Annotated in this window: 11 protein-coding genes and 1 tRNA gene; 5 read left to right on the top strand and 7 right to left on the bottom strand. The window is 60.9% G+C overall.

Annotated features, from left to right (window positions below):
• Window positions 1-8: 8 nt before the first annotated feature.
• A tRNA-Pro gene (locus NW807_RS09715) sits at window positions 9-82 on the bottom strand.
• Between the two features lie 109 nt (window positions 83-191).
• On the opposite strand from NW807_RS09715, the gene NW807_RS09710 reads away from it, so the two are divergent.
• Window positions 192-653: an HHL1-like protein gene (locus tag NW807_RS09710; RefSeq protein ID WP_414411875.1), complete on the top strand. Its 462-nt coding sequence runs from the start codon at window positions 192-194 to the stop codon at window positions 651-653.
• A gap of 69 nt (window positions 654-722) precedes the next feature.
• On the opposite strand, the gene NW807_RS09705 is transcribed toward NW807_RS09710, so the two are convergent.
• The 4 genes from NW807_RS09705 to NW807_RS09690 all read right to left on the bottom strand — a co-directional run bounded on the left by NW807_RS09705 (window position 723) and on the right by NW807_RS09690 (window position 7,079).
• On the bottom strand, window positions 723-2,354 hold the full coding sequence (locus tag NW807_RS09705) for an alpha-D-glucose phosphate-specific phosphoglucomutase (RefSeq protein WP_414425977.1): 1,632 nt from the start codon (window positions 2,352-2,354) through the stop codon (window positions 723-725).
• 66 nt (window positions 2,355-2,420) lie between these two features.
• Window positions 2,421-3,647 carry a type II secretion system F family protein gene (locus NW807_RS09700; RefSeq protein ID WP_414425976.1) on the bottom strand — a complete coding sequence of 409 codons (1,227 nt, stop codon included), beginning with the start codon at window positions 3,645-3,647 and terminating at the stop codon, window positions 2,421-2,423.
• 157 nt (window positions 3,648-3,804) lie between these two features.
• Window positions 3,805-4,947 carry a type IV pilus twitching motility protein PilT gene (locus tag NW807_RS09695; RefSeq protein WP_414425975.1) on the bottom strand — a complete coding sequence of 381 codons (1,143 nt, stop codon included), beginning with the start codon at window positions 4,945-4,947 and terminating at the stop codon, window positions 3,805-3,807.
• Window positions 4,948-5,006: 59 nt separating this feature from the next.
• Entirely contained in the window at window positions 5,007-7,079 is a 2,073-nt protein-coding gene (locus NW807_RS09690) for a GspE/PulE family protein (protein WP_414425974.1), read from the bottom strand.
• A 148-nt stretch (window positions 7,080-7,227) separates the two neighbouring features.
• On the opposite strand from NW807_RS09690, the gene NW807_RS09685 reads away from it, so the two are divergent.
• The gene (locus NW807_RS09685) at window positions 7,228-8,280 is read left to right on the top strand and encodes a dipeptide epimerase (protein WP_414425973.1); all 1,053 of its coding nucleotides are present in this window, start codon (window positions 7,228-7,230) and stop codon (window positions 8,278-8,280) included.
• A gap of 4 nt (window positions 8,281-8,284) precedes the next feature.
• The gene (locus NW807_RS09680) at window positions 8,285-9,331 is read left to right on the top strand and encodes a DUF1611 domain-containing protein (RefSeq protein ID WP_414425972.1); all 1,047 of its coding nucleotides are present in this window, start codon (window positions 8,285-8,287) and stop codon (window positions 9,329-9,331) included.
• A gap of 2 nt (window positions 9,332-9,333) precedes the next feature.
• On the opposite strand, the gene lpxB is transcribed toward NW807_RS09680, so the two are convergent.
• The gene (gene lpxB / locus NW807_RS09675; RefSeq protein ID WP_414425971.1) at window positions 9,334-10,536 is read right to left on the bottom strand and encodes a lipid-A-disaccharide synthase; all 1,203 of its coding nucleotides are present in this window, start codon (window positions 10,534-10,536) and stop codon (window positions 9,334-9,336) included.
• A complete protein-coding gene (gene lpxA / locus NW807_RS09670) occupies window positions 10,533-11,477 on the bottom strand; it encodes an acyl-ACP--UDP-N-acetylglucosamine O-acyltransferase (protein ID WP_414411867.1) in 945 nt (314 codons plus the stop codon). Before lpxA ends, lpxB begins: the two co-directional genes overlap by 4 nt.
• Before the next feature lie 165 nt (window positions 11,478-11,642).
• On the opposite strand from lpxA, the gene NW807_RS09665 reads away from it, so the two are divergent.
• Together NW807_RS09665 and NW807_RS09660 are read left to right on the top strand one after the other, a co-directional pair.
• Window positions 11,643-11,888, top strand: coding sequence for a hypothetical protein (locus NW807_RS09665; protein WP_414425970.1), 246 nt, complete (start codon window positions 11,643-11,645; stop codon window positions 11,886-11,888).
• Window positions 11,889-11,953: 65 nt separating this feature from the next.
• A complete protein-coding gene (locus NW807_RS09660) occupies window positions 11,954-12,535 on the top strand; it encodes an SRPBCC family protein (RefSeq protein ID WP_414406212.1) in 582 nt (193 codons plus the stop codon).
• Window positions 12,536-12,585: the final 50 nt, after the last annotated feature.

Genomic DNA, 12,585 nt, shown 5'->3' with positions numbered 1-12,585 from the left:
AGCTCCCATCGGGATGACAGGATTCGAACCTGCGGCCCCTTCGTCCCGAACGAAGTGCGCTACCAAGCTGCGCTACATCCCGTGATCCAACTTACAGCGCAACAATTCTAGCACGCTGACTAGCCAAGCACGATCCTCGCCGAGCCAATCTGCGCTAAGCTGCAAGAGCCCACCTTTCCGTAGGCGGAGGTATGCCTCAGCCCAAGGGTTTTAGCCCCTCGCAGCCCGAAAAACAGGCAGCAAAGACCAAAGCCGCCAAGCGCAAGGAAGCAGCCAAACGCTACGACGAGCTGAAAGCCAAAGGAATGCCGGAGTTTGCCATTTTTGCCCGGCGCCGCCAGGCTGAGCCCGGCAAACCCAACCCTTGGCTGCCTGTGGGATCCCTGGCGGTCAGTCGCTCCAGCGCCATCCACCAGGCCATCTTCCAAAACGAGGAAGAGCTTAAAAAAGCAGCCGTCCGCCTCTTTCCCCGTCTTGGCAAAGTTAAAGACGAGCTGGAATTTGGCTTTCGCCTCAAAGACAAAGAGTTTCAGGACGAACCTATTCAGGTGGCAGTCCGACCCCAGCCTTCGCCCTTTCAGCTTTGGATGGACAAGGTGCGCAGGTGGCTGGGCCTGGGCAAAAGAGCTACCCAAACCTCCAAGAAAGGCTAGGTGTGGCAAATGTGCTCCCTGTCGCAGGAAGGGCTTGGGGAGCAAAAGGAGCACAGCCCTTGGGGAGAGCTAAGTGACGACGTCCGGCTGCTGGCGACCGGTGCGGGCGCGAATCTGGGCGAAGTGATCCGCCAGTTGGATCAGCTCGGCCAGGGCCGCCTGGGGATCCAAACCCTGCCGCCTGGGATCTGGCTCAAACCGCTCCAAGTACACCCGCAGGGTGGCGCCGTGGGTGCCAGTGCCAGAGAGGCGATAGACGATGCGCGAGCCATCCTCAAAGCCGATGCGGATCCCTTGGTGGCGGCTGGTGCTGCCGTCTACGGGATCGGTGTAGCTGAAGTCATCGGCATAGGCCACCGTCTGCGCGCCAAAGCGCTGTCCCACCCAGCCGGACACAGAGCGCCGCAAGTGCTCCATCAGCTCCTCGGCCACCTCCACCGGCAGCCCCTCGTAGTCGTGGCGGGAGTAGAAGTTGCGTCCGTAGGTGCGCCAGTGCTCTTCCACAATCTGCCGCACCGACTGCCGCCGCACGGCGAGGATGTTGAGCCAAAAGAGAACAGCCCAGAGGCCATCTTTTTCGCGGATGTGGTTGGAGCCGGTGCCGAAGCTCTCCTCGCCGCAGAGGGTGACTTTGCCGGCATCCAGGAGGTTGCCGAAAAATTTCCAGCCCGTAGGGGTTTCGTAGCAAGGGATCCCCAGCTTGGCCGCCACTCGGTCTGCCGCCTGGCTGGTGGGCATGGAGCGGGCGATCCCGGCCAGCCCCTCCCGGTAGCCGGGCACCCAGTGGGCGTTGGCAGCCAACACTGCCAGGCTATCGCTAGGAGTTACGTAGAACTGGCGGCCCAGGATCATGTTGCGATCCCCATCCCCGTCGGAGGCAGCGCCGAAATCCGGCCCATCCTCCCGAAACAGCAGCTCCACCAGGGCGCGGGCATGCACCAGGTTGGGATCTGGGTGGAGGCCGCCAAAATCCGGCAGCGGCTGGCCGTTGAGGACACTGCCCTGGGGCGCTCCTAGAGCTTTCTCCAGGATGGCGTGGGCATAGGGGCCAGTGACGGCGTGCATGGCGTCGAAGGCGACGCGAACCCCAGAGGCCAGGTAGTCGCGGATGGCGTCAAAATCAAATAGGCGCTGCATTAGATCCAGGTAGTCGGCCACAGGGTCGATGACGCAAACCGTCAGGGATCCCAGCCGTTGCTCCCCTAGGCGATCCAGATCTACGTCCGGGGCCTCTAGGATGCGGTACTCGCGGATCCGCTGGGTGCGGGCGTAGATGGCCTCGGTCACCTTCTCCGGGGCGGGGCCGCCGTTGCCGATGTTGTACTTGATGCCAAAGTCTCCTTGCGGACCGCCGGGGTTGTGGCTGGCTGAGAGGATGATGCCGCCGTAAGCTCCGTATTTGCGGATGAGGCAGGAGACCGCTGGCGTGGAGAGGATCCCCCCTTGACCTACCAACACCCGCCCAATGCCGTTGGCTGCCGCCATCTTGAGCAGGATCTGGATAGCCTCTCGGTTGTAGTAGCGGCCATCTCCCCCCACCACCAAGGTTTGGCCGGCAGATCCCTCGAGGACGTCAAAGATGGATTGGACAAAGTTCTCCAGGTAGTGGGGCTGCTGGAACACCTGTACCGGCTTGCGCAGGCCGGAAGTGCCAGGTCTTTGGTCAGGGAAGGGGGCAGTGGTGACCGTGCGGACGCTCATACCCTAGGCTGGCGAAACTATCCCGTTCCTCGAGGCAGAACTTGGCCAGAGCGGTACCTGAACCTGCTACTTCACTAGCTCGAAGACGTTGAACATGGGCAGGTACATGGCCACAATGATGCAGCCCACCATACCACCCACGATCACAATCATCAAAGGCTCAAGCAAGCTGGTCAGGGCGCGCACTGCCTCCTCCACTTCCAGCTCGTAGAAGTCGGCTGTCTTCATCAGCATCGCGTCCAGCTCCCCCGTCTCCTCGCCGACGCTGATCATCTGAATGGCCATCAGGGGAAACACCTTGGCCTTAGCTAGGGCAGGGGCGATCTGCCCCCCCTCCGAGATGGATTGGCGGGCGGCGTCGATGGCGTTGGCCACCACCTGGTTGCCCGAGGTATCCCGCACAATTTCCAAGGCAGTCAGCACCGGCACGCCAGAGCGGGTGAGAGCGCCAAAGGTACGGCAGAAGCGAGCCACCGCCGACTTCTGGATCAGATCCCCGAAGAGAGGGAGCTTGAGGGCCAGCGCGTCGATGGTCTCCTTGCCAGCCGGGGTGCGGTAGAAGCGGCGAAAGGCAAAAAAGACCATTACCAGAAAGCCCACCAGACCCAAGCTGTACTGGGGTGTGCGTAGGAACTTGCTGACGTTGATGAAAAACTGAGTAAAGCCAGGCAGCTCCCCCCCCAAGTCGTTGTAGATGCTCTCAAAAGTGGGCAAGATGAAGAGCACCATGCCCAAGAAGATCAAGACAGCCAAGATCGTCACCACCACTGGGTAGGTCATGGCCGACTTGATCTGCTTCTGCAGGCGATCCATGTCCTCCAGCAGCTTGGCCAGGCGGTTGAGCACCTCATCGAGCACGCCGCCCACTTCCCCTGCCTGCACCATGCTGCAGTAGAGGCTGTCGAAAGCATCTGGATAGGGGCGGATGGAGTCGGAGAGGTTTTTCCCCGCCTCCACCTCTGCACGGATGGCCCTCAGGTATTTTTTGAGCTTGGGGTTGCCAGTCTGCTCCTCCATGATGGTGAGAGAGCGAACCATCGACACGCCGGCGTTGATGAGAGCAGCAAATTGCCGGGAGAACACTGCCTTGTCGCGAATGTCGATGGACCGCAGCATCGAGAAATCGAAAGACGTATCCAGGGAGAAAAAGGGCTTCTCCTCCTGAATGTCCTCCGGTTTGGCGAAAATCCCCTCGCGGCGCAGCCGTGCGCGAGCCTCGGTCAAGTTGTTGGCCACCACCGTCAGGCGTACCGGCTGACCGGCCTTTAACCCCCGAACCTTGTAGCGCGGCATGGCTTACCCCTGCTTGGATGCTTGCTAAAACTCCGGAGTGGGATCCCTTGGCTTAGTTTTGCAACCTTAGCCAAACCGTCACTCTCCCCCAGCTAGAGCTTAGCTACAGATGAGACCGGCGGCCAAAGGCTGGCGGGGAACTTCCAGGCAGGGATCTCTAGCGACGGACAGTAACCGCTGCTGGCCGCTGCTGCTGAACTGCCGCGGCTGGGGAAGGCCCGGCAACGTTGCCCAAAAGCCGCTGCAACTCCTCAGGACGAGAGGTCTTGGACATGGCCGTCTCGAAGTCAATCTTGCCCTGCAGGTAGAGGTTGGCCAGATCCTGCTCCAGGGTTTTCATGCCCTGCTTGCCGCCCGTCTGGATGGCCGAGTAGATCTGGGCCGTCTTGCCCTCCCGAATGAGGTTGGCGATGGCTGGGGTGACCACCATGATCTCCTGCACCAGCACCCGGCCTGGCTCCCCTGGCTTGGGGTTGAGGCGGCGGGCCAAAGTTTGCGAGAAGACGGCCTTGAGAGAGTTAGAAAGCTGCACGCGAATCTGCTGCTGTTGCTCCGGCGGGAACACGTCCACCAGGCGATCCACCGTCTGGGCAGCCGAGCTGGTGTGCACCGTGGCAAAGCAGAGGTGGCCGGTTTCGGCGGCGGTGATGGCTAACTGGATGGTCTCCAGATCCCGCATCTCCCCAATCAAAATCACATCCGGATCTTCCCGCATCGCTGCCCGCAGGGCATTGGCAAAGCTCTTGGTGTCTTCGCCCAACTGCCGCTGGTGGATGATGCTGCGGATGGGGGTGTAGATATACTCAATGGGATCTTCAATGGTGAGGATGTGCTCAGCTCGCTCGCGGTTGATGAAGTCGATGATAGCGGCCAAAGTGGTGGATTTGCCGGATCCCGTTGGTCCCGTTACCAGCACCAGGCCCCGCGGCAGTCGCGCAACTTCCTTGCAGATGTCGGGCAGGCCCAGCTTTTCAATGCTGGGGATTTCCGAGGCCAGAGCTCGCATGGCGCAGGCATAGGCGCCGCGTTCGCGATAGACGTTGACCCGGAAGCGCCCGATCCCGCGCACGCCGTAAGAGCAGTCCAGCTCCCAGTTCTGCTCCAATTGTTTTCGCTGGGTGTTGTTCAACATGCTGAAAATGAGCCGCTGCACCTCCTCAGGCGTGAGGGGATCATACTCTGTTGGCTGGAGTTCGCCATTGATGCGGAAGTAGGGAGGCAAGCCGGCTGAGATGTGGATATCGGAACCGCCCCTCCGGATGATTTCTTCCATCAGGTCTTCGATCATCAGTTGTTTCATAGGACTTCCCTCTCCAATCAATGGCGTGAGTTGCTCCGGTGAAGCTGACAAGAGTCAAACTAAAACTTCGGCGTCAAGCAGTACGGACAATCCATCCACTCCACTCGCAGGGCAGCACCGCAGTTGCGGCAGGTGCTAAGGGCCTTGGCACGAGCCTTCAGCTCGGTCTCCAAGCCTTTGTCGGTGAGGATGACTCGATCCACCTCCTCCAGCGTGGTTAGCCCCTGCTTCACCAGCATCAGACTGTAGGCCAATAGGGTCTTCATGCCGCTTTCAACTGCCGCCTCCCTGAGCACCTCGGTGGGAGCCCCCTTGTTGATCAAGTCGGCCAAGCGGTCGTTCATGCGCATGAACTCGTACACCCCCACCCGGCCTTTGTAGCCCACGCCCCCGCAGTTCTCACAGATGGGTTTGCCGGTGGCCTTGCGCTGTTCTATCTCTTTGGGGGAGAGCTGGTTGGCTTTGTAGAAGGTCAGCTGTTCGTTGTCGCCGCTGAGGCTAAGGCCATAGCGGGCCAGCTCCTCAGGGGTAGGGTGGTACGGGATCCGACACTCAGGACATACCCGCCGCAGCAGGCGCTGGGCCAGCACCCCCAGTAGGGAACTGGAGATCATAAACGGCTCGATCCCCATCTCCGTCAGGCGGGCGATGGCACTGGGGGCATCGTTGGTGTGCAGGGTAGTCAACACCAGGTGACCGGTGAGGGAGGCTTCGATGGCGGTTTTGGCTGTCTCGTGGTCGCGGGTTTCCCCCACCAGGATGACATCCGGGTCTTGCCGCAGAAAAGCGCGCAGGATCATGGCAAAGTCCATGCCCTTCTCCCGGAGAACCTGCACCTGGGTGATCCCCGGCAGAGAGTACTCGATGGGATCCTCGGCGGTGCTGATGTTGATGCCTGGATCATTTAGCTCCGCCAGGGCTGAGTAGAGGGTGGTGGTTTTCCCGGATCCAGTGGGCCCGGTTACCAGGATTAGACCAAAGGGTCTCCTCACAACCTCCTTGAAGCTGGCAAGGGTCTCTGGGTCGGTGATCAGCTTATCCAAGCCCAGTTGCGTGGCGGAGTTATCCAGGATGCGCAGGACAATCTTTTCCCCGTAGCGGGAGGGCAGGGTGCTAACGCGAAAGTCCACCTTGCGTCCCTTGAACATCCGCCGAATGCGCCCGTCCTGAGGCAAGCGCCGCTCGGCAATGTTCAGGTTGGCCATGATCTTGAATCGAGCGGTAAGAGCAGGAATGATCTTTTTGGGGAAGTTCTCAAAAGCCTGCCGCAGCACCCCGTCCTTGCGGAAGCGAATGCGCAGGTTTTCTTCTTGCGGCTCGATGTGGATGTCAGATGCCCGTTCCTGCAGGGCCTTGATCAGGATTTGGTTGGCCAATTTGATGATCGGGGCATCGTCTGCCGATTTGAGTTGCTGCTCCAGAGAGGTCTCGCCGGCCTCATCAACAGCGACATCCTCGATGCTGTCTAGATCAATCTCGGCAGTGTTGACCACCACCTCTTCTTCCTCTTGGGGGGCAACTTGGCTGGCGACATCTGTGTCGTTGATCCCCTTGACAGCCAGCAGTTCCGCCTGTGCATCCATGTAGCGGTTGATCAGGGTCTCGAAGTCCTGCTGGGTGAAGACCCGCCGCTGCAGCTTTAGCCCTTGGATGCGGAAGCGCCGCTGAATGTCGTCTAGCGCCTGCAGGTTGTCCGGCTTGACCATTGCCACCACGACCTGGCTGTCTTGGCGGCGAATGGGCAAGAACTTATAGCGGTTGCAGATATCAAGGGGCAAGAGCGACTCAATGAGCTCGCTCATCTCCGCGAGATCCACCGGCTCCAGGTCGGTGTCGAGAGAGGGGATCCCGTAGATAACTTTGAGCTCAAAAAGCTGCTGTCGCTTGTAGGCCCGCTCCAGGTCAGGTGTGAGCTCCTTGCCTACAATGTTCTTGACCGCCAGGGCCAAAACTTTGCTGCCGCCCTCTCGATCCGCTTTGAGGGCATTTTGAATGTCTTGGATTTGCTTATCGTCGGCAAAGCCCAGCTCTTTTAGCTTGCGTCCAAAGGGGGTGATGCTGGCATTGGCAATCGCTAAGGCTTTGCTCCCGCTGCTGCGACGGGAGGTCAAGGGGGGAGGAAGATCGCTCATAAGCAGTAGCTGGGGCACGCACGATGTGTCCATATTGACTGTAGTTGACCCCCCAGGTCAACGGTAGGGGCAGGAGACCTCACTGGCCCGACTCTGCAACCTGATGGAAATCTAGAAGGGAGAAAGTCGACCCACCTTTAGACTGCTCATGCGGCTTTACGTTGAGCCCTTCACTGTTCACAAGCGCTATGCCCTCACCCTTAGCCGCGGCACCCATACGGAGGCCACCTTGGCCTGGGTGCGCGTTGAAGAGGAGGGGATCGAGGGCTGGGGAGAGGCTTGCCCCTTCTCGGTGAGCGAGGACTGCCACCAGACTTTGGAGGACATCTTGGCGGGTTTGGAGGTGGCTAAAGGGATCCTACGCCGCTATTCCCCCTGGGAGCGGCAGGCCGTCGAGGCGGAACTGCTGCAGGCCGGGATCCCCTCGGCAGTGCGGGCGGCAGTGGACATAGCCCTGCACGACTGGATGGGCAAGCGATTGGGGAGGCCCCTCTGGCAGCTGTGGGGCCTAGATCGCTCCCGCATTCCGCCCACGACCCTAACCATCGGCCTCTCCACCCCTCAGGAGGCGCGCCAGCGGGCTCTGGCTTGGATGGAACAGATCCAACAGGCGCGGGCCTTTAAGATCAAGCTGGGCAGCGAACTGGGCCTAATGGCCGATCAAAACCAGCTCATTGCCGTGCAGGAGGTGATCCCGCTGGGATCCCTGATTACGGTGGATGCCAATGGGGCTTGGACACTGGAGCAAAGCCTGAGCATGAGCAATTGGCTGGCGGGGCAGGGGGTGAGCTACTTGGAGCAGCCCCTGGAGAGGGGCCAGGAGGCGAAGCTAATCACCCTGTGGCACGAGTCGAAGCTGCCCATCTTTGTGGATGAGAGTTGTTTTGACAGCCGCGACATTCCTGCCCTAGCGGATCGGGTTCATGGCATCAACATTAAGCTAATGAAGTGTGGCGGCCTTAGCGAAGCCTGGCGCATGATCCACATAGCCAGAGCCCATGGGCTACAGGTGATGCTGGGCTGCTACAGCAACACCGCTTTGGGCAACACGGCAGCGGCCCACTTGGCGCCGCTAGCGGACTACGTGGACTTAGACAGCCACCTCAATCTCGTCGACGATCCCTTCTCCGGGGCTCTGGTGCAGGAGGGCTGTCTCATCCCCACCGACCGACCCGGCCTAGGGGTGGAGTTGCGGGAGTAGGACCATGCTCTCCAGTCAAACTCGGGTGGCCATCCTGCTCCACGGCGGCCTGTTGGGGGAGCACGGCAAAACAGGGCTGGGGTTGCTTCGGTATGGGCCCTTCCCGGTGGTGGCGGTTATTGACCGGGAGCAGGCGGGGAGATCCCTGGCCCAACTCACGGGCATTGCCAAAGACATTCCCATCGTAGCCTCGGTGCAAGAGGCGCTGGTTTACGGCCCCGAGGTGTTGGTGATTGGGATTGCTCCTTCCGGCGGCCAGTTGCCCCCGGAGTGGCGGGAGGAGCTGTGCCAAGCCCTGCAAGCCGGCTTGTCTTTAGCAAACGGGCTGCACACCTCCCTAGCGGAAGATGCCCAGTTGCGGCAGTGGCTGCAGCCGGGAGCCTGGATCTGGGACATTCGCCGCGAACCCCCTGGTCTAGGAGTAGGGAGGGGCCTAGCTCGCTCTCTCCCCTGCCGGCGGGTACTGACGGTGGGCACCGACATGGCCGTCGGCAAAATGTCCACCAGCCTGGAACTGCACCGGGCCAGCCTAAAACGCGGCCTGCGTTCTCGTTTCTTGGCCACCGGCCAGACGGGGATCCTCATCAGCGGCGACGGAGTGCCTCTGGATGCAGTGCGGGTGGACTACGCCAGCGGCGCTGTGGAGCAACTGGTGCTGCGCTATGGCTTCGACCACGACATTCTGCACATTGAAGGTCAGGGATCCCTGCTCAACCCCGCTTCCACCGCCACCCTGCCTCTGCTAAGGGGATCCCAGCCCACCCATCTCATCTTGGTGCATCGAGCTGGGCAGACCCACATCAAAGGGATGAACGATGTGCCCATTCCTCCCTTGCCTAAGGTGATCGAGCTGTACGAACAAGTGGCTGCGGCTGCTGGCGCCTTTGCCCCTGCACCGGTGGTGGGGGTAGCCCTCAATACCTTTGGCTGGGAAGAGGAAGCGGCCCTGGCCCAGATCCGCCAGGTGGAAACAGAGACGGGCCGGCCCTGTACCGATGTGGTGCGCTTTGGGGCCGATCCTTTGTTGGACGCCATTCTCTCAGCAGGCTAGCCTCAGGCGCTCGGAGCCTGAGCTTCCTTGAAGCTGGTCTCGCTGTCGAGCACCTCCAAAATAGCCTTGGCCGCACGGGCCAAAACTCCCGGCTCCCCTAGAGCTGCCCGCATGGCGGCGTAGTCAGCCTGCAGTTGGGCGCGGCGCTCGGGCCGGGTCAGTAGCTCCAGCGCCAGTTGGGCAATCCGTTCCGGCTGGGCCTCCTCCTGGAGCAGCTCCGGCACAATGGGACGCATAAGCACCAAATTGGGGGGAGCCATAAAGGGCACCGACACCTTTAGCCAATGGCGGGCTAGCCAAAAGGTGAGCGGGTTGAGGCGGTAGACCACCACTTGCGGGATCCCCAAGATGGCTGCCTCCAGGTTGACGGTGCCCGACTTGGCCAACACCAGGTCAGCAGCCGCCAAAAGCAGGTGATGGGCCTTTGGAGGGGAAGGGCGAGGCAGGAAAAGGGTGAGATCGTCCAGCCCATAGCGGCGGGCGGCTCGGGCAATTGGGGCAGCAAAATGGGGCGAGGCCAGCGGCGCCCAAAACTGCACCTGGGGCAGACGAGCCCGCAGCAGCCGCGCTGCCTGAAGCAGGACAGGCAAAACTGAGCGCAACTCCTGACGGCGGGAGGCGGGCAGCAGCGCCACCACCGTTGCCTCCTCCGGGATCCCCAACTCCGCCCTGGCCTGCGCACGACCCGGTACCGTAGCCAAAATATCCAGCAGGGGGTGGCCGACATAGCAAACCTGGGCGCCTGCTGCGGCGTAGTAGCGGGCCTCCTCGGGGAAAATGGCCACCATCAGCCGCATTTGCTGGGCTAGGCGGTAGGTGAGGCGGCTGCTGGGCGACCACACCCATTCCTGGGGGGCAATGTAGTAGACAGCAGGGATACGCCGCCGCTGCAACAGGGAAGCCACGCGGCTGTTGACGCCGATGTAGTCTACCAGGATGGCTAGATCAGGTGGGTCTTGCGCCAGAAAGCGGCGGATCTTCCACTCCGCCCACAGCGCAGGGAGGACGAAGGGAAGGGCCTCCAGAATACCGATGGAGCCAATTTCAGTTGTGCGGTGCAGCAGCCGGGCTCCAGCAGCAACCATCTCCTCTCCCCCAACTGCCGTGATGCGCAGGTGCGGACGCTGGCGCAGCAGCTCGCGGATGAGATGGCCAGCCTGCAGATCCCCGGAGACTTCGCCGGTGCAGACAAACAGATGGCTCACAGGTCGTCCCCGTCCTCAGCATCCTCTTTGCTGCGGCGCAAGGCAGGCAGAGGACCACGCCGTTGCGGCTGGGAAAGGGAATCTTCCAAAAATTGCAGCAGGTGTAGCAGGGATCCCGTCTCGTCCACCAGCTCTTTCCCCTCTAGGGAGAGGATGCTCTGCCCGTTCTCGGTTCGCAGGCTCTCCCGCAGCGTTTGCAGCGCCTTTTCCAAGGGCAATCCAGAGCGGTAGAGCAGCCGGTAGGCCTGGCGCAAGGCCGGCAGGGATCCCTCCATCCCCTTGGCCCGCCGCAGCCCCACCAAGTTGAGGCCACGAATGCGGGCTGGATGCCCCTCCACCAGCAGGTAGGGTGGAACATCGCGATCCACCCGACTCATCGCCCCCACCATAGCCAGGCGCCCTACCCGGGTAAACTGGTGGATCCCGACCATGCCGCCGATGCGCGCCTGGGACTCGATGTGAATGTGGCCAGCCAGGGAAACCGCGTTGGTGATCACCACTTGGTTTTCGATGACGCAGTTGTGGGCGACATGGACATAGGCCATCAATAGGTTGTAGTCGCCAATTATCGTCGCCTCCCCCTCGTTGGTGGCTCGGTTAATGGTGACAAACTCCCGAATGAGATTGCCCCTGCCAATGACCAGCTGCGAGGGTGCGCCGTTGTACTTTAGGTCTTGTGGCTCTGCGCCCAGCACCGCTCCTGGAAAAATCTGGTTGTCCTCACCAATCTCCGTCCAGCCCTCGATCACCACATGGGCCCCCACCACGGTGTTGGCACCAATGCGCACATGTTCGCCAATAACGGCATAGGGGCCCACCTGCACCGTCTCGTGCAACTCAGCCTTGGGGTGGATCACCGCAGTGGGGTGAATCCGCTGCCGTGAGCGGTGCGGCACACTTGCGAAGTCGGGAGGGGATCCTGCTGAAGCCAACACACTCATCTCCAACTAGCCAGCAACTGGAGCAACGCTCCCAACTCGTTCTTCTCCCCAGCTCACTCAGGCTGCTTGCAGGCGCTGCATGGCTCGATTGTACTCTTGATTGGGAAAACAAGGACGGCTCGGCTGATCCTCAGAGGCCAAAACTGAGCTAGGGGGGAAAGCACGATGGTACTGGAGACACTGCCGCTGGTTGCCGCTGTAGCCATCGCCATTTTTATGCTGGTCTTCTGGGTGCGGGTAGTTCGAGAGGTCATCTGGACAGCGGTGGGGATCGCGGTCCTCCTAGCCGTTTTGTACGTGGTCTTTAGAATCGGCCCGCAGCAGGTGCTCCAGGAGCTGCGAGATCCCTTTGCCCTCCTCGACCAAGTTTGGCAGGTAATCCTGAGTTGGTTCCGGGCTCTTCTCTCCTAGGATCGTTATCCCTTATACAAGGCTCCAGGGGAGCTCAGCCTGTTGAGGGGCTGGCAGCTTCTGCCTTGGCTTTCAACCCTTTCCTTGCCATGCCTTTTGACCAGGATCCACAAGGTCACCTAGAAGCTCTTGCTCTCCTTAGCGGGAGGGAGTTCTCAGACATCCAGGTAGAGGTAGAAGACTTGGGGGAGCGCCGCCGCCAAGTGCAAGGCCGCATCTTGATCCCAGTAGAGCGCCGGCAGGTCTGGCAGGTTTTAACCGACTACGACCATCTGGCGGAGTTTATTCCTAACTTGGTGGAAAGTCGCCTCCTTGGCAGCCAGAATGGCCGCAAACTGGTGCGTCAAGTGGGATCCCAGCAAGTTCTGTTTGCCCGGTTTTCTGCAGCGGTGGTGCTGGCTATCGAGGAAGTGTTTCCCCACCAACTGCGCTTTCAAGAAGTAGAAGGGGATTTCCTCATCTTCGAGGGGTTTTGGGAGCTAGCCGACTGGCTAGAGCAGCAGACCCTGCTCACCTACCACCTGCAGGTGCAACCGCCGCGCCGCATGCCGGTTGGCCTAGTAGAACGGCGCATCCGCCGCGATCTCGCCCTCAACCTGCAGGCCATTCGGGAGCGCTGCCTAAGTCTAGGGGGATCCTCTCCCTAGCTACCCTTGGCTGGGATCGGGGAGCTGCCAAGTCTGGCTGCCCTAAACTA

This window comes from Synechococcus sp. R70.1 (assembly GCF_047461675.1).
In the GTDB taxonomy this organism is placed as follows: Bacteria; Cyanobacteriota; Cyanobacteriia; order Thermostichales; family Thermostichaceae; genus Thermostichus.
Note: the sequence above shows the minus strand (reverse complement) of the source record. Positions and strands in the feature narration are given on the sequence as shown.

Coding starts and splice junctions, on each gene's coding strand:
- NW807_RS09710 (WP_414411875.1), top strand. CDS start 192: ATGCCTCAGCCCAAGGGTTTTAGCCCCTCGCAGCCCGAAAAACAGGCA.
- NW807_RS09705 (WP_414425977.1), bottom strand. CDS start 2,354: ATGAGCGTCCGCACGGTCACCACTGCCCCCTTCCCTGACCAAAGACCT.
- NW807_RS09700 (WP_414425976.1), bottom strand. CDS start 3,647: ATGCCGCGCTACAAGGTTCGGGGGTTAAAGGCCGGTCAGCCGGTACGC.
- NW807_RS09695 (WP_414425975.1), bottom strand. CDS start 4,947: ATGAAACAACTGATGATCGAAGACCTGATGGAAGAAATCATCCGGAGG.
- NW807_RS09690 (WP_414425974.1), bottom strand. CDS start 7,079: ATGAGCGATCTTCCTCCCCCCTTGACCTCCCGTCGCAGCAGCGGGAGC.
- NW807_RS09685 (WP_414425973.1), top strand. CDS start 7,228: ATGCGGCTTTACGTTGAGCCCTTCACTGTTCACAAGCGCTATGCCCTC.
- NW807_RS09680 (WP_414425972.1), top strand. CDS start 8,285: ATGCTCTCCAGTCAAACTCGGGTGGCCATCCTGCTCCACGGCGGCCTG.
- lpxA (WP_414411867.1), bottom strand. CDS start 11,477: ATGAGTGTGTTGGCTTCAGCAGGATCCCCTCCCGACTTCGCAAGTGTG.
- NW807_RS09665 (WP_414425970.1), top strand. CDS start 11,643: ATGGTACTGGAGACACTGCCGCTGGTTGCCGCTGTAGCCATCGCCATT.